This window comes from Olleya sp. AS48, assembly GCF_038900355.1.
Classification (GTDB): domain Bacteria; phylum Bacteroidota; class Bacteroidia; order Flavobacteriales; family Flavobacteriaceae; genus Olleya.
Genome location: NZ_JBBMRD010000002.1, coordinates 324181 through 342716 on the forward strand (window position 1 = coordinate 324181; position 18536 = coordinate 342716).

The 18536-nt window shown below is 33.0% G+C and carries 12 protein-coding genes; 4 read left to right on the forward strand and 8 right to left on the reverse strand.

Annotated features, from left to right (window positions below):
• From WNY60_RS04500 to WNY60_RS04515, 4 genes are read left to right on the forward strand one after another with little or no spacing between them, the layout of a single operon-like run.
• Positions 1-423 (forward strand): RimK/LysX family protein, encoded by a 423-nt coding sequence (locus tag WNY60_RS04500; protein ID WP_145005644.1) that lies wholly within the window; start codon positions 1-3, stop codon positions 421-423.
• Positions 424-1302 (forward strand): 30S ribosomal protein S6--L-glutamate ligase, encoded by an 879-nt coding sequence (gene rimK, locus WNY60_RS04505; RefSeq protein WP_145005641.1) that lies wholly within the window; start codon positions 424-426, stop codon positions 1300-1302.
• A gap of 3 nt (positions 1303-1305) precedes the next feature.
• Positions 1306-2274: a succinylglutamate desuccinylase/aspartoacylase family protein gene (locus tag WNY60_RS04510; RefSeq protein ID WP_145005637.1), complete on the forward strand. Its 969-nt coding sequence runs from the start codon at positions 1306-1308 to the stop codon at positions 2272-2274.
• A 6-nt stretch (positions 2275-2280) separates the two neighbouring features.
• On the forward strand, positions 2281-2844 hold the full coding sequence (locus WNY60_RS04515; protein ID WP_342861630.1) for a 5-formyltetrahydrofolate cyclo-ligase: 564 nt from the start codon (positions 2281-2283) through the stop codon (positions 2842-2844).
• On the opposite strand, the gene WNY60_RS04520 is transcribed toward WNY60_RS04515, so the two are convergent.
• The 8 genes from WNY60_RS04520 to radA all read right to left on the reverse strand — a co-directional run bounded on the left by WNY60_RS04520 (position 2841) and on the right by radA (position 18536).
• Positions 2841-3467, reverse strand: a complete 627-nt coding sequence (locus WNY60_RS04520; RefSeq protein ID WP_339808070.1) for a lipoprotein signal peptidase — start codon at positions 3465-3467, stop codon at positions 2841-2843. The two genes, WNY60_RS04515 and WNY60_RS04520, sit on opposite strands and share 4 nt — an antisense overlap.
• Before the next feature lie 23 nt (positions 3468-3490).
• The gene (locus WNY60_RS04525) at positions 3491-4117 is read right to left on the reverse strand and encodes a DUF4097 family beta strand repeat-containing protein (protein WP_342861631.1); all 627 of its coding nucleotides are present in this window, start codon (positions 4115-4117) and stop codon (positions 3491-3493) included.
• Positions 4118-4193: 76 nt separating this feature from the next.
• Positions 4194-4577 carry a TraR/DksA C4-type zinc finger protein gene (locus WNY60_RS04530; protein WP_145005623.1) on the reverse strand — a complete coding sequence of 128 codons (384 nt, stop codon included), beginning with the start codon at positions 4575-4577 and terminating at the stop codon, positions 4194-4196.
• Between the two features lie 4 nt (positions 4578-4581).
• Positions 4582-7989, reverse strand: coding sequence for an isoleucine--tRNA ligase (ileS, locus tag WNY60_RS04535; RefSeq protein ID WP_145005620.1), 3408 nt, complete (start codon positions 7987-7989; stop codon positions 4582-4584).
• 115 nt (positions 7990-8104) lie between these two features.
• On the reverse strand, positions 8105-11005 hold the full coding sequence (locus tag WNY60_RS04540; RefSeq protein WP_342861632.1) for a PQQ-dependent sugar dehydrogenase: 2901 nt from the start codon (positions 11003-11005) through the stop codon (positions 8105-8107).
• 27 nt (positions 11006-11032) lie between these two features.
• Positions 11033-14638 carry a LamG-like jellyroll fold domain-containing protein gene (locus WNY60_RS04545; protein WP_342861633.1) on the reverse strand — a complete coding sequence of 1202 codons (3606 nt, stop codon included), beginning with the start codon at positions 14636-14638 and terminating at the stop codon, positions 11033-11035.
• A 123-nt stretch (positions 14639-14761) separates the two neighbouring features.
• Complete coding sequence (locus WNY60_RS04550; protein ID WP_342861634.1) at positions 14762-16774, reverse strand: GEVED domain-containing protein; 2013 nt, start codon at positions 16772-16774, stop codon at positions 14762-14764.
• A 400-nt stretch (positions 16775-17174) separates the two neighbouring features.
• The gene (radA, locus tag WNY60_RS04555) at positions 17175-18536 is read right to left on the reverse strand and encodes a DNA repair protein RadA (RefSeq protein WP_145005610.1); all 1362 of its coding nucleotides are present in this window, start codon (positions 18534-18536) and stop codon (positions 17175-17177) included.

An 18536-nucleotide genomic window follows, 5' to 3' on the forward strand; every position in this document is an offset into this window, starting at 1 on the left:
ATGACAAAAAAAACCATAGGAAGAACAGACAAAATTAACTTTCCAGTGTTAGATCTTTTTGAAATAGACTGCAAAATAGATACAGGTGCTTACACGTCTGCAATACACTGCTCTCTGGTAGAAGTTAAAGAAGATGGCTTACATTGCACATTTTACAGCAAAGGTCATCCTAATTTTAATAGTAAAACTAAAGTTTTTAAAGATTACACTTTTACTGATGTAAAAAGCAGCAATGGTTTTGTAGAAAACCGTTATAAAATAAAAACAGATGTTGTTTTTTTTGGTAAAACATACAAGATTAACTTAACTTTAAGCACAAGAGACGATATGAGATTTCCGGTTTTAATTGGTAGACAGTTTTTAAAACGAAAATTTTTAGTAGATGTCGATATACAAAACCAATCCTTTAACTATAATAAATAAATGAACATTGTAATTTTATCTAGAAACGCTAACTTATACTCCACAGACCGTTTAGTTGAAGAAGGCGAAAATAGAGGCCACAAAATAGAAATAATAGATCCTTTAAAATGTGATATTATTATTGAAAAAGAAAAACCAACCATCTACTACAAAGATCGTTATTTAGATTATGTAGATGCTATTATACCACGTATTGGTGCTTCAATAACTTTTTATGGTTGCGCTGTGGTAAGGCAATTTGAAATGATGAATGTTTTTACAACAGCATCTTCTGAAGCTATTTTAAGATCTAGAGATAAGCTTAAAAGTTTACAAAGATTAAGTAAAGCCGGAATTGGAATGCCAAAAACGGTTTTTACAAACTACTCTAGAGACGTTGAAGAAGTTATAGAACATGTAGGTGGCGTGCCAGTAATTATTAAATTACTAGAAGGTACACAAGGTTTAGGAGTTGTGTTAGCAGAAAGCAAAAATGCTGCCGAATCTGTTTTAGAAGCCTTTAATGGCTTGGAAGCTAGAGTAATTGTTCAAGAATTTATAAAAGAAGCTAAAGGTGCTGATTTACGTGCACTTGTAGTTGACGGTCAAGTTGTTGGAGCTATGAAACGCCAAGGTAAAGAAGGTGAATTTAGATCTAATTTACATCGTGGTGGAAATGCACAAATTATTAAATTAAGTGAAGCTGAATTAAGCGTTGCAATGAAAGCGTCACAAGCATTGAAGCTACCAGTATGTGGTGTTGACATGCTACAATCGGACAGAGGTCCTTTATTACTAGAAGTTAACTCTAGTCCTGGTTTGGAAGGTATTGAAAATGCTACAGGTAAAAACATTGCTAAAAGCATTATTAATTACATAGAAAGAAATACCAAAAAATAATTGATGCAAACAAACGACGTTTTAGAAATTTTAGGTGAAGCTATAAAACCTGGTCAAAGTGCAGAGGTCAGTTTTAATGTTGCTAAGTTACATACAAGAACTCCAGTAGATGTTCCTATTATTATAGAACGCTCTAAAAAACCTGGTCCTACTATTTTATTTACAGCAGGTATACATGGTGACGAAATTAATGGTATTGAAATTGTACGACAACTAATCTCTAAAGGGATAAATAAACCTAAAATAGGTACCACAATTTGTATTCCAGTACTTAACATTTTTGGTTTTATAAACATGGCTCGGGCTTTTCCTGATGGTCGTGATCTAAACCGTGTGTTTCCTGGAGTAAAAAATGGGTCATTAGCCAGTCGTGTGGCTTACGAGTTGATACATGAGGTTGTACCACATGTAGATTTTATAGTAGATTTTCATACAGGAGGTGCGTATCGTTTTAATGCACCACAAATACGTATTGAAAAAGGCAGCGAAGATGATGATGTAATGGCCGAAATATTTGGAGCACCATTTATTTTATATTCTAAAAACCTTAATAAATCGTTTAGAAACGCGTGCAACAAATTAGGAAAACCCATCTTACTTTATGAAGGTGGAAAATCTTTTGATTTAGACAATACGGTTACTAATACAGGTGTTAATGGTGCAAAACGCATAATGAATCATTTTGGGATGTTACGCAGACAATTTAAGGTTACAGAACCTAAAAAAGAGTGTGTTAAAATAACCGAAAGCTCTTGGATGCGTGCTAAACACTCTGGTATGTTTAAAGCAACTATAAAAGTTGGTATAGAGGTTAAAATAGGTGATGACATAGGAAACATAACAGATCCTTATGGTAAATTTAATCACTTTGTTAAAGCAAAACACTCTGGATATATAATTAATATTAATCAATCACCTATTGTTTATCAAGGTGACGCATTGTTTCATATCTCTACAGAAGTCTTAAAATAGTTTAAGATGAAAAAGATTGAATTACGAAAAAAATATAAATCACTAAGACGCTTACTTAATCAAGATCAAATTGAAGCACAAAGCATTACTATTGCCAATCAGTTACTAACCCTTCCTGTTTGGGATTATAGTTTTTACCATTTATTTTTAACTATCACATCACAACATGAAGTTAATACCGATTATATTTTAAATATCTTATCAGGAAAGGATAAAAACATAGTTGTTTCTAAAAGCAATTTTACCAACAACACATTAACCAATTATTTACTAACAGACGCTACCACATTAAAACTAAGTGATTATAATATCCCAGAGCCAATAGATGGCATTGAGATTTTAAACCATAATATAGACGTCGTATTTTTACCGCTTTTAGCGTTTGATTTAAAAGGAAATCGTGTAGGTTATGGTAAAGGATTTTATGATAATTTATTAGCGTCTTGCAAACCCAACACCCTTAAAGTTGGCTTATCCTTTTTTGAAGCTGAAGCTGAAATTGAAGATGTTTTTGATGGAGATATCCCTATGGATTACTGCGTAACTCCAAAAAAGATTTACAAATTTTAATCTTGTTCGTTTTTTGGAAATGCTTTTCCGTTAAAGAAAATTAATATTCCAAAACCAATACTAATTGCAACATCTGCAATATTAAATACAGGTTCAAAAAACGTAAAATAATCACCACCAATTCCAGGAATCCATTCAGGTAAATAGCCTTTCCATAACGGAAAGTATAGCATATCTACAACCTTACCATGTAATAAACTATCATAACCTTGACTAGGTAAAAAAGAAGCAACTTGACTAATACTGTCTTCAAACATAATACCATAAAACACAGAGTCTAAAATATTACCTAAAGCACCAGCAAAAATAAATACTAATGCTAATATTAAAGTTTTAGATTGTTGCTTTTTAATAGTATTAACTAACCAATATCCAATACCAATAATAGCAAAAACTCTAAATACTGTCAAGCTTAATTTTGCTGTTCTATCAGTCATAAATGGTAAAATATCGCTTAGTTTTGTTCCCCAAGCCATTCCACTATTTTCAATAAAATAAATTTTAAACCAATTAAAAACAGTTACATCTTCGCCTAAAACAAAGTGAGTTTTTACGTAAATTTTACTTATTTGATCAATAAGTAAAATAACAAAAATTAATGCTATGGCTTTTTTTAAATTCATAATCTAATTAAACAAAAGTAGTGCTATTTTTCAGTTTTAGTAATCTTTATATCACCATTAATAGTATGACAATTTAGATTATATTTTAAAAATTTAAATTGGGTTAATGTAATCTGTCCTGTTTTGGTAAAAGCTTCTACTTTTGCGTGATCTGTTTCTATATTAATATCACCATTTACTGTATTAATGGAGGCATTTCCTAAAAACTGTTTAAGATTACAATTCCCTTGATTTAATTCAATAAAAACCGATGGATACGTCCCGACCAAATCCACAGATCCAATATTACTTTTAATCTCTAATTTAATATTTTTGGGCACCAACAATTGATACTCCACGGACATAACCTTGTGCGCACTTAATTTGTCGTTGTCTTTTACAAATAATGGCTGAAATGATGAGGATATATACAATTGCTTGTTTACAATACTGTCAACCATTACTAGTTGATTAGCATGTTCGCCTTCAATCTTCACCTTTAATAAGATAGTGTTAGATGGACTATTTGAAACAGTAATATTAAACACATTTTCTCCATCTATTACTATTGTATTAATCACATCTGCATTCCATATTTTTTCAGTACTTTTTTGAGCACATACAGATGTAATTGCTATTAATAGTAATAAAATGGTAGTTTTAAGTTTCAAAAGGTCAAACTATTTTAAATATAAAACGCTTCAAAATATATTGAAGCGTTTATAAAATTAAAGACTATATCTTTTATTATTGTTGCATATTTTTAGCCTCTATACTTAATGTTGCGTGAGGTACTAATTCTAATCGTTTGGCATTTATTAGCTTTCCAGTTACACGACAAACACCATAAGTTTTGTTTTCAATTCTGATTAAAGCATTTTTTAAATCACGAATAAATTTTTCTTGTCTAATCGCTAATGCTGAATTAGATTCTTTACTCATTGTTTCGCTTCCTTCGTCAAACGCTTTAAATGTAGGTGACGTATCATCTGTACCATTATTATGGTCATTCATATACGCACTTTGAATGAGCTCTAAATCATGTTTAGCTTGTTTTATTTTATCTTGAATTAGCACTTTAAATCCTGCTAACTCTTTATCTGAGTATCTAATATTAATATCTGAAGCCATAATTTTAAATTTTTTGTATAAACAGTTTGGTATTTACGTCATCAAAAGCAATTTCTATACCACTATTTAATTGATTAATAATTTTTAGATCATCAGTTAAAGTTTCCGCTTTAATATAATCTAAGTTTGTTTTTACCGCTTGCGTAATGTTAACATCTTCTTGTAATTGTACACTAATTTTATCTGTTACTTCAAATCCAGAGTCTTTACGTAAATTTTGAATACGGTTTACTAACTCCCTAGCTATACCTTCTTCTTTTAAAGCATCTGATATTGTAACGTCTAAAGCTACTGTAATATTACCTTCATTTGCAACTAACCACCCTTCGATATCTTGAGAGGTAATTTCGACATCATCACGTTGTAATTTAACTATTTTTCCATTACAATCAACATCTATTTCTCCTTTTTGTTCAACAATTTTAATATCGTCTGCAGTCATTTTATTTATTGCTCCTGCGATAGTTTTCATGTCCTTACCAAAACGAGGTCCTAACGTTTTAAAGTTAGGTTTGATTTGTTTTACTAATATATCTGATGCATCTTCTAAAAGTTGTATTTCCTTAATGTTTACCTCATGCTTAATTAAATCCGCAACTGCTAGAATTTCTTCTTTTTGTTGTTCCGAATCTATCGGAATCATAATTTTTTGCAACGGTTGACGCACTTTTATTTTTTCTTTAGCTCTTAATGATAGCACTAAAGAAGAGATGGTTTGCGCATTTTCCATTTTACGCTCTAATGATTTATCAACATAACTAGCGTCAAACTTAGGGAACTCTGCTAAATGCACACTCTCAAAAGCCTCTTTATTGGTTACTGAGTTTAAATCTAAATACAGCTTATCCATAAAAAATGGTGCAATTGGCGCTCCTAACTTGGCTATGGTAACCATACAAGTGTACAAGGTTTGATATGCCGAAATCTTATCTGTTTGATAGTCTCCTTTCCAGAAACGTCTTCTGCTTAAACGTACAAACCAGTTACTTACATAATCCTGTGTAAAGTCTGAAATAGCACGTGCAGCTTTGGTTGGTTCATATTCTGCATAATACTCATCAACTTTCTGAATTAAAGTATGCAATTCTGATAAAATCCATCGATCCAATTCTGGTCGCTCTGCTAATGGAATTTCCGCTTCAGCGTAACTAAACTTATCTAAATTAGTATATAAACTAAAAAATGAATAAGTGTTGTAAAGTGTACCGAAAAACTTACGTTTTACTTCTTCAATACCATCTAAATCAAACTTTAAGTTATCCCATGGATTTGCGTTGGATATCATGTACCAGCGTGTTGCATCTGCTCCATAAGTATCTAAAGTTTCAAATGGATCTGTTGCGTTACCTAAACGTTTAGACATTTTTTGTCCGTTTTTATCTAACACTAATCCGTTAGACACTACGTTTTTATAAGCAACCGAGTCAAATACCATTGTTGCAATTGCATGCAAGGTATAAAACCAACCTCTAGTTTGATCCACTCCTTCTGCAATAAAATCTGCAGGAAAAGCTTCGTTATTATCTATTTTTTCTTTGTTTTCAAATGGATAATGCCATTGTGCGTAAGGCATTGATCCAGAATCAAACCAAACGTCTATTAAGTCGCTTTCACGTTGCATTGGCTGTCCACTAGGTGACACTAATACAATACCATCTACAATATTTTTATGTAAATCTAGCTTAGCATAGTTTTCTTCGGAATTGTTTCCAACCTCAAAATCTTCGAATATATCTTTAGCTAAAACACCAGCTGAAACTGCTTTTTGCATTTCGGCCTTAAGCTCTTCAACAGATCCAATACAGATTTCTTCCTTACCATCTTCTGTTCTCCAGATTGGCAAAGGGATTCCCCAATAACGTGATCTAGATAAATTCCAATCGTTTGCATTTGCTAACCAATTACCAAAACGTCCAGTACCTGTTGATTTTGGTTTCCAATTAATGGTATCATTATTTGCTACCATTTTTTCTTTAACATCAGTCACTTTTATAAACCAAGAATCTAATGGGTAATATAGGATTGGTTTATCTGTACGCCAGCAATGTGGATAACTGTGCTTATATTTTTCAACCTTAAAGGCTTTATTTTCTTCTTTTAACTTAATCGCTAGCTCAACATCTATTGATCGTTCTGGAGCTTCGCCATCATTATAATATTCATTCTTAACATACTTACCACCAAACTCTCCCATTTCTGGTCTAAACTTACCTTGTAAATCTACAAGAGGCACTAAGTTTCCATTATCGTCTTTTACCAATAATGGTGGTATTTCTGGTGAAGCTTGTTTTGCTACTAAGGCATCATCTGCTCCAAATGTTGGTGCTGTATGTACGATACCTGTACCATCTTCAGTCGTTACAAAGTCTCCAGCAATAACTCTAAAGGCATCTTGTGGATTATCATTTGGTAATGCGTATTGTAATAATTGTTCGTACTTGATACCAACAAGGTCTTTTCCTTTAAATTCTTTTACAACATAAAAAGGGATTTGCTTATCACCATCTTTATAGTCTAAAAGTTCTGGTTTAGTCTGTACTTGATTAAACGATTTTCCTGCAAATTGTTTAGCAACTAAAGCCTTAGCCATAATTACATTAATAGGCTTAAATGTATATTGGTTATACGTTTCCACCAAAACATAATCTATTTTTGGGCCAACCGTTAATGCTGTATTACTTGGCAATGTCCAAGGTGTAGTAGTCCATGCTGTAAAATGGATATCGCCTTCGTTTTGTAAAAAGTCTGGTAATGTACTTTCAATAGCTTTAAACTGAGCAACAATAGTTGTATCTGTTACATCTTGATATGCTCCAGGTTGATTAACCTCATGAGAGCTTAAACCTGTTCCTGCTTTTGGAGAATATGGTTGAATAGTATACCCTTTGTACATTAACTTTTTAGAGTAAATCTCTTTTAAAAGCCACCAAACGGTTTCCATATATTTAGGCTCGTAGGTGATATATGGATCTTCCATATCTACCCAATATCCCATTTTTTGAGTTAGGTCGTTCCAAACATCAGTATAACGCATGACCGCTTTACGACAGGCTGCATTATAGTCTTCCACCGAAATAGTTTTACCAATATCTTCTTTGGTTATACCCAGTTCTTTCTCTACACCAAGTTCTATTGGTAAACCGTGAGTATCCCAACCAGCTTTACGCTTAACCTGAAAACCTTTCATGGTTTTGTAACGTGGAAAAATATCTTTTATAGCTCGTGCTAAAACGTGATGTACTCCTGGCAATCCGTTAGCTGAAGGTGGTCCTTCAAAAAACACGTAAGGCTCTGCGTTTTCACGAGTTGTTACACTTTTTTCAAAGATGTTATTGTCCTGCCAATATTTAAGAATTTCTTCTGCTACGTTTGGTAAGTTAAGTCCTTTATATTCAGTGAATCCTGCGCTCATTTTTTCTAATTTCGTTATAGAGTCGCGAAATTAAGGAATTCTGTTTAAAACTCTGATTATTGAGCATAAAAAAACTCCAATGCAAATGCATTGGAGTTTAATAAAAAAATATTATTTAAATTTTTATAATTTTTTTAGAAGCTAAAGTTTTATTGTCTTCCACAATCGTTATAAAATAGACACCACTATTTAATTGACTTAATTGATTAAATGTAGTTGTATCTTGAGATTTACTTATTATTTTTTGCTGAATTATTCGACCTTGTAAATCTATTAGTTTTACATGCGTTTCTTTGTTTGATAGATTTGATAGTTTAACAGAAAACGCATCTTTAATAGGATTAGGATAAACACTAAACACAGCTAAATCAAAATTTTGAATAGATAAGGTTGGCGCAACAATATTGACCATATAGTCTTCTACTTCTGAATCTTGACCTGCTTCAACAATGTCTCCACAACTAACGCTTGGTGTCCAATATTGCCTAGAAGCTATACGTATTCTTGTAGTACCATTTGGTGTATTTAAAGGTATGATAAATGTATTAACCCTTGGACTATTACCTGTTATACCAGTTGCATCATCCCAAACTTTTTCTCCTTCATCATTAAAACTTCCGTTTTGATTATAATCTATCCATACAGCTACTCCGGAAGCATTAAAACTTGTATTAACACTTAACGAATACGAAGTCTCACCATCAGCTTTTAAAGTAACAGGTGAAACAGCTGTATAATTAGTATATGATGAATTTCCTGATGATGAATTATTAATAAATGTAGCACTCTCACCATTTATGGAAACATTAGAAATATAACCATTTGAAACACCCTGTGATGCACAATATGTAATATCTGTTGTGGAAAATGTTATTAATGGATTACTATAATTGGAATAACTTGTTCCACAAACAGCCCTAACTTGTGCTTCATAATTAGTATTAAAATCTAATCCGGTTAATGTAACACTATTTGTGTTGGACGCTATAGTTGTCCATGCAGATGCGCCACTAACTCTATATCGAATTTGATAAGTTGTACCTTGCAAAATATCCCATTCTAATTCCGCAGAAGTATTAGTAACACTTGTCACTATCACATTAGCTGGATTGGCTATTGGGTTTACAATAACATTTTGATTTGAAACCACAATTCCTTCTGATCCAGCATCAAATGTCCACTGCACTACAAAAGCACCTTCTGAAGTATAATTAGTAGGATCTGATGTAACACCAGTGTAATCCACACAATTATAGTTTAAAACTGGTGCAATTGCTGTAACAAAACAATAACCAGAAACATCCGCTAATACAGGAGCTGTTATAGGCTCTGAAGTGTTATTAACAGTGACCATTGCAGCACAAGTATCTTCACCTCCATCCGCACTTATAACTGTTAAATAAACCTCCTGAGGTATTCCGATGTGTGAGCAATCAAATGTATCCTGATTAATAAACATAGTATCCACATTTGTAGACCCATTATCTATATCTGCTGGAGTAATTGTAGCTTGTCCAAATGCATCTAATGCTATAGTAATATCTTGACAATTTGCAATAGGTGCATTGGTAATTTGTGGCCCTACATATTCAATTTTAATAATTACTCCAGGATTAGATATTGAAACACCACTATTAGATGAAGGACCAGAGGTCCCTCCTGCATTGTCAGTTACAGCATAAATCGTTAATCCATCTGGAGAAATTGCTATATCGCGATATCTATCGTTTGAAGAATGAAATTCCTCATAACCATCAATAGACCCAACGTTATCATCACCAATAATATCACTTCCATTTGCAGTTAATTTAGCTCTGTAAATTGTTCCTTTTTTTAAAGTAGGAATTAACAATGATCTTCCCCAATTAGGGATTGTATTAGCTTCATGAATATCAATACTTGAAGGAGCTACACTTGGCCAAGTAAACCAACCTCCTGGAGGATCTGTAGCTACAGTACCACCATAGGTTCCGATTGGTGGCTCAAAATCTACTGGCAAATCATTACTTGTAGGATAAGATTCAAATTCTGTTGCAGTTTCTGCTCCTGCAGGACAATTGTGATCACTAAAGTCACCAGCATTACAAGTCCCATTTAATGAGGACCAATTACAATAGGTATATGCCATGTTATCATAATAACCTGCTATTTGAGGCCATCCATAATTTTTACCAGATTTAATTATGTTTATTTCGTCATCTACCTTAGCGCCATGCTCTGAAGCATAAAGTGTCCCATCTGCTGCAAACACAATTCCTTGAGCGTTTCTATGTCCATAGGTATAGACATGACTTTTCACTCCGTTTAAAGTTGGATTATCATTAGGAATACTTCCATCAATATTAATTCGCAACGTTTTACCTGGATAATTATCATAATCTGTTGATGATGTTGGTAAAATTTGTGCTAAAATAGGGTTACAAGCATAATCAAATTGATTTGCTCCTTGATCACCTATGGTATAATATAGCTTATTATCTGGCCCAAAAATTAATCTGCCAGAATTATGATCGCCACTTGCTGGAACACCTTCCAAAATAGCTCCATTGGGAGAAAGCGCAACATCCTCGGTTAGAGTTCCTGATACACTATTGTAAACTAATCGCGCTATCCTTAGTTTTAAATCTCCACCATCATTGTAGGTATATGATACAAAAACATAGTTATTTATTGACACCATTGGATTATATAAATCTGGATGTATTGCCATACCCATTAAACCTCCTTGTTTAGAATAAGTTACTTTAGCACTTAAATCTAACATAGTAATTGGTGTATTTGTTGCTGTTGTTGTGCTAATTCTTGAGATTTTTTCTCCAACACGCTCAGTAACCCATAAATCTCCATCAGGTCCAACAGTTATTTCCCAAGGATAGTTTAGCGCGTTATTAGCTGTTATTTTTGTTGTTGTCCAGTTAGCTCCTGCTGTAACTGCAGTGGCACTTGGCGTCATAGTAACTTGAGCTTTAAGCGATAGCACAAAAAGCACAACAATCAATTGTAAAGTTTTTTTCATTTTAGTTTTTATGGAAGAGTGGTGAGATTAATCTATTATAATTTTTTTGTTTAGTATTTTACCTTCAACTGTTTTTAATATTACCACATACATACCTGTACTAGCATTTTTTAGACTAATACCGGATTGCAAATCTTCAGCTTTGATATCTTGAATTTGAAAAATTTTCTGACCTAAAGCATTAAACAATGTTAGTGACTTAAGATCTTGATTTGATTGTTTTGCAAACAATTTATTACTGTTTGAATTGTAATAAATACCAAAATCGTTATTAAAAGTAAAACCGTCTGTACTTAATGTTTCTGACCCTTGAAATACAATATCAAATCTATTAGTATATATACCTGACTGCGATGTAAAATTATAACCTTGCTCTTGTGATAAGTCATAATAAGTACCCGTAAAATTATCTAATAAAAAAACAGGCTGATCTAATGGAAAATCAACAAATTGAGTCGCTTTTATATTGTACATACCATTACCGTCCGCTTTAAATGTTAAGTCAATTACTTTATCTGATGTAATCTCTGAATACGCCTGAAGCACCATAGTATTTTCCTCTAAGACCATTAATAAATCATTATTAAAAGTCTCATATGCCTTTGCATCGTAACCATAGTCAAATTCATCACTTGTTACACTACTAAAACCCATTACTATTTCGCGTCCCAAACCATTAGAAGTGGTTAATTGCAATCTGATTTTTTTAATCACATCTTCTGTATTTGATGCTTCGTCTTCAATATTGGATGCTACTTGTCTAAAAAATATTGTTTCGTCCGTTGCTTCTGTTTTAAAAACACGTTGCGAGTTTAAAAATTTAATATCACCATCGTTAACAATTTCTACTACAAAACCTTGAGCTACTGGTAAAAATTTAGTTGGTGTTTTTACACCTTCTGCAGGTCCACCACCACTTTGAGTTGAGTCTCCATTTAATCCAATAAATTGATATGCTTTAACACCTGCCAGATTATTTACAGTTGCATACCCTCCTTGATATTGATTTAAAATATGTGTATCTCCAGCCCATTGTTCCCATAAATAAATCTCTCCACTTATTACGCTACTATTATCTGCTAAAAAGGATGTTACATTTAATGCTGAAGGATATGGGTTTCCTAAAACCGAAATTGTTCTTGTCGAACCACCAATAGAACCTGGACCACCTGTATCTAACGCAGTAATAACAACTGTTCCGTTATTTGGTTTTCCTTCAAATAAATATTGATAATCTGTTGTACCTACACCTACTCCTTTTTGTGAGTAACCGTATCCTGTTGGTATAACATCTGTTTCATCAAAATTTAACCAATTATAATATGAATATCCATTTTGATAAGTATGCGTCCAATATGTACTTATGCTTCCTACTTGGTCATAACTGGATGTAAATGGTATTGCTGCTCCAGATTCATCTTTTAAAAGATCTAAAGTAAACGGAGTATTATTTAAGTTAGAGGTTAATCCATTATTATTTGTGATGGAAGACACGCCTAAAGCTCCAACTGGACTCGCCCAATAGTTGTATCGATATTTATTATTTGTCCCTTCTTGTCGTCTTAATATTTTACCTTGAGAACCTGTCACTAAATCACTTGAAATAGATTGTATTAATTGAGAATCACCTGGAAGATCTAAGGTACCGTTTAACTCCAAATACCATGAATTATCAACATAATTATCACCTGATAAGTTAAATATTTTATCTGACTGAATTATTAATCCTAAGAGAGTATGTGATGTTGCAGTAGAAATGTTGTTGTTAATTTTAACAATACTCCAATCTTTATTTTTTGCTATTTCATTTATATCCCATACCTCTCCATGTTGCCAATTTGCTTCTGTAGTCCACAATCCATCTTGACTAGTTTGATAAGGTAAAGGTGCTGTTTGAAAATAAATATTTTTAATATTATACAATTTAGCTCCTGTTGACTGATCTATTGTTGGTGTTACTTTATTATCTGTGATGTCACCTTTGTAAGCATCCATTTTATAATAGCGCACTAGATTATTGCCTATATCATTTGTGGAAATGTTTTTAGGAATTATCTTTCCTTGATTAAAGTTTTCGTTTTCATTTAATTCTTGGTATACTGTTCGTTGTACCTCATCTTTTGTGAGCGCTACATCAAAAACTCTGACTTCGTCAATTTCTCCATGGAAGTAGTTTGAATCTGAATTAGCCAACCTACCAATAGTAAAGTTAGAAGGATCCGCATTGATAACTCCAACATTTACAGGATCACCTTGAGCTTGACCATTTAAATATAAAATTGTTTCTGACCCATTTATTGTTACTGCTAGATGCATCCATATACCATCTTCGACAATATCTGTAGAGGTTAAAACATTATTACCATTTAATACAACTGAAACCGAATTATCGGAATCATTTACCATTAAATAAAAATTACTTTGGCCAGCCACTATTCTATTTGAATTAAACGTATTATCTCCTTCTGATTTTATCCAAGTCATTAATGAAGCAGTTCCACTTGAAATTACATTACTATCCTGAACGTAATCATTACGACCGTCAAAATATAGACTATAAGAATCTTCTATATCTCTTGGCGACCCATATAGTGTATTATCAGAATCAAATGCATCCAAAACACCATCGTTATCCGCATCAGTGCTTCCATCTATAACACCATTGTTATCCACATCTAAAAAATAGTAAATAGTATTACTAATATCACTACCATTTGAAATATCATCTAAATTATCATTACTATCTACATCTAAATAGTCTGGAATACCATCACCATCAGTATCTACGGGAAAATTATATCCATTATATCCTGCTCCATGATCATCTGAGTCCGCATCGTTATCATTACCATCTATTAATGCTAAAAGACCATCATTATCAAAGTCGTCATTTGCTATACCTGTACCAGCATCATTACCATCTCCGATACCATCTCCATCTATATCCAAGTCGCCAAATCCATCATTTTCGACAACATCAAAAATAGAATCATTATCAGAATCTAAATCCAAATAATCTGGAGTACCATCTCCATCTGTATCCAAACCCGTCAAGCCTTCAAATGCATCATGCATTCCATTACCATTACTATCTGACCATGCAACTCCAGAAAAAACCAATCCATCTCTATCATAATCACCACCAAATGGAAAAGCTCCAAATTCATATATATTAGGTATACCATCATTATCATTATCTAAATCAAAAACATCGGCTACTCCATCGTTATCTAAATCGCATAATGATTGCGTTATTCTGATATCATCTAAAGCTAAATCGTTACCTAAACCTCCAGGTGAATTATTTATAAATTGAATAACAAATTCTGATTGATTAATAATTATCGATGTCCCAAACTCTTTCCATACAGAATCCACACAACTATTTCCAGAATTACATCTGGTAATATCACCAGTATCAAATGAAGCTAACTCTGTTGTGTAATCAGATGATAAAAACCTAACTGTGATGTTTGGATTTATTCTAGGCAACTCGCTTGAGCTAAACCTATTATCTGCGTTATCTATATTTATAGCCCAAAAACTATAGTTAACAGGTACGTTTGGTAAAATCCCTGATATTGCTGTTTCATAAAAAACACCTGGATCCGTTGCTGCATTAAATATTGCCATCCTTCCGTTTGTATCTCCTGGTGTATGGTCTTCTCCTTTATACCAAGCATAATGAGCAAAATTTGCAATATTTTCTCCCGTAGCAGTGACATTATTATTTAACGCATCACCATTTGTGACAGACTAATGTACGACGTACTCTCCATCATTTAGGTTTACATCTGCATCACACTCATCTGCAGATAATCCAGAAACACCATCTTCATAACAATATGAAGTAGTTACTCCAATTGTATTTCCATTTATAGCTGCTCGATTTAAACCAAATCCAAAATCTTCATTTAAAAATTCGGTTTCAACAACAGAAGCATTACTATACATTAAACACTGTAATTGTTCTTCTCCATCAGTTATACCATCATTATCATCATCAATATCAATATTGTTTGACACACCATCTCCATCTGTATCAGGATACAACTCTTGACCATCCCCTTTAATTACGTATGTAAAAGGGTTCTCGTCGGGATCGTCACTATTTAACAACACGACAGCTGTAATATTATTATTTATAGTACTTGGATCAAAACTAATTGAAAAAGATACAACGCCTCCCGCTGCAAGTGTTGTTCCTGCTGCTGGCTGTGTTAAGATAGAAAAATCAGCACTAGAACCTGCTTGAAGTTGGACTGGAACAGCTCCTAAAACTAAGGGCTGAGAACCACTATTTACTATTTCAAAAACTCTTGTTTTTGCACCACCATTAATATCATAAGTTCCAAAGTCGGTAAAATTAGAATACGTAGTTTGGGTTTGTCCATTTGTAATTTCAGAACTATTTCCTGTTACAGTTATATCTTGAGGCGCACTAGGATCTAACCCTATATTGACTTTATAATCTTCATAATCTATTACTGTAGCAGTAGAGCAACCACTGTCAGGTGACCAATATTGTCTCATACCAATACGCATAGTAGTTGCACCATGAACTGCAGTAAAAGGAACAGTAAACTCCCTTGAAGCATAAGGAAAAGATACATTAGACTCCTCTCCTCCAGTATTACCACCAGAACGATACACCCTCTCACTTCCTGTATCAAAAACACCATCCTGATTAAAGTCTATAAATGCGACCCATCCAGACCTATGATTACTAGCAGTTAAAGTGGTGTTTCCATCTATTAAAATAGATAAGTCATAACTATTTCCTAAATATAAATCTGCAGCAGGAATATGAGTAAAATCCTCGTAACCTCCTCCATCGCCTGAGTCATTATCAATTGTAACGGTTTCTCCTGGTAAAGTGACATTAGTAATGTATCGTATTCCATTTGTTACTCCTGATGGTGTACAATAATTATTTAAGACAGTTACAGATACTGTACCTTGCACACATTGATTAATATTATTACATAAATTATAAGTAAAGCTATCTGCACCTAAAAAATTAGCGTTTGGAATATATTGGAAAGTACCATCCGAAATTTCTGAAACCGCTCCATTACTTGGCAATGTAGATATAGCATAATCATCAGAGTCACCACCTGTAGTTCCAATATAATCATTGGCAGCTACATTTACTTGATTATCCAAACCAGCAGTACTGTTTTTAGTCACAGTCAATTCCTCATTTACAGCAATTGGTGTAGCAGATATTGGTGTTACATTTAATGTGTAATCTTCCACCTCTGCTCTATCAATAAATGTACAGGCATCCGTAATACTTCCTCCATGGTACGTTGCAGCAACCCTTAAAACAACTGACCCTGGAATCGAAACATTATCTACTGTAAAAGATGCATTAGTAGTATAAGTTGATAGATTATTATTTACCGCTATACCTGAATCATAAACCTCTATATAAGTTCCATTTCCCTCATAGTCAATCCACATTTTCACTTTTACATTTCCCCATGTCTCCTTTACATGATCAATAGTCACATTATAAGTGTTACCGACAGTCACATTTACCGATTGAGAAGTAAAATCTTTATATACAGAATTATCACCTCCTGAAAAATTAATTAGTTGACTTGCTCCATCTCCATTTATTTGCACATTGCTAATATTAAAATAACTCCATGATTGCATCCCTGTAGGAATACATTGTGCTTTAACCGTTTGATTACCGATTAAAAGCAAAATAAACACCACTACTTTTAAGCAAATATTTGCTAGAGTTTGTTTTAAAATCATTTGTTTAAGGAATAATATATTGATATTGAGCACATCAAAATGTTGTTTGAAAGAAAATTCAGATAAATTAGTATGAAAAATGTTTTTGTCTATAAAAAACAAATAACCAAGTTAAAAAGTGTTTCAACCTAACTATTTTATCAAATAAAAGCGATATTTTTTCACCCTTAAAAACACTCATAACAAACTAACTTATAGATTTATAGCATATATTTTACTTTCTTTTAAAAGCTATGAGGGAAAGGATTTACAGTAAAGCAAGATACCTACGACAAATATCATATGTAGGTTTCAATTTACCTTTTATTTTCGTTAGAACGTAATATTAATCCGTTTAAAAACACAAAGCATTATTTTGTTCATTAAAAAACTATCTCAAAATTATATTTACAATTGAAGCTTAAGTAATTATCAAATCCACCAAGTCTTCAATTTTAGAGATTAATTGAATTTTAATTGCAGTATTTTTTAAAGAAATTTTATTGTATTTAGACACAAAAATAGTGGAGAAACCTAGTTTTTCTGCCTCAAGTATACGTTGTTCCACACGCTGTACTGGTCTGATTTCTCCAGATAAACCAACTTCTGCAGCAAAACAAAAATTTGCTTGCAAAGCTTCGTCCTCATTTGAGGATAATATTGCTGCTACCACTGCTAAATCTATTGCTGGATCATCCACAGATATACCTCCAGTTATATTTAAAAAAACATCCTTTGCGCCAAGCCTGAAGCCTGCACGTTTTTCTAAAACTGCTAACAACATATTTAGTCGTTTAGCATTAAATCCAGTTGCACTACGTTGAGGCGTACCATAAACTGCTGTACTAACCAATGCCTGAACCTCAATCATTAATGGACGCATACCTTCTAATGTTGCTGCTATAGCGTTACCAGACAACTCGTCATCTTTTTTTGAAATTAATATTTCGCTTGGATTGGAAACCTCTCTTAATCCCGAACCTTGCATTTCATATATTCCAAGTTCGTGTGTAGATCCGAATCGGTTTTTTTGCGCACGTAAAATTCTAAAAACATGGTTACGATCTCCTTCAAACTGAAGCACTGTATCTACCATGTGTTCTAATATTTTTGGTCCAGCGATGTTACCATCTTTTGTTATATGACCAATCAAAATTACTGGTGTATTGGTTTCTTTAGCAAATTTAATAAGCTCTGTCGTACACTCTTTAACCTGGCTGATACTTCCACTTGAGGACTCTATATAATCAGAATGCAATGTTTGAATAGAATCAATAATTACAATATCTGGCTCTAAGGCTTCTATTTGCTTAAAAATATTTTGTGTTTTTGTTTCAGTAAGAATGTAGCAACTTTCGTTTTCCGGGTTTATACGCTCGGCACGCATTTTTATTTGCTTTTGACTTTCTTCTCCAGAAACGTATAAGGTTTTATAGGGTAATTTTAATGAAATTTGAAGTAACAATGTACTTTTACCAATACCTGGTTCTCCACCCAAAAGCGTTAAAGATCCTGGTACAATCCCACCACCCAACACACGATTAAATTCCGCATCAAGCGTATCTAATCTTGCTTCTTTAGAGGAATCAATTTCGTTTATTCTTAATGGTTTTGATGCTCGTTTTGTATTATTAGTAGGTGTTTTCCAATCGCTTTTTTCTGGTTTTTGCACAACCTCTTCAACAATTGTATTCCACTCCTTACAGGCATTACATTGTCCTTGCCATTTAGCATATTGCGTACCGCAATTTTGACAAAAAAAGGTAGTTTTTACTTTAGCCAT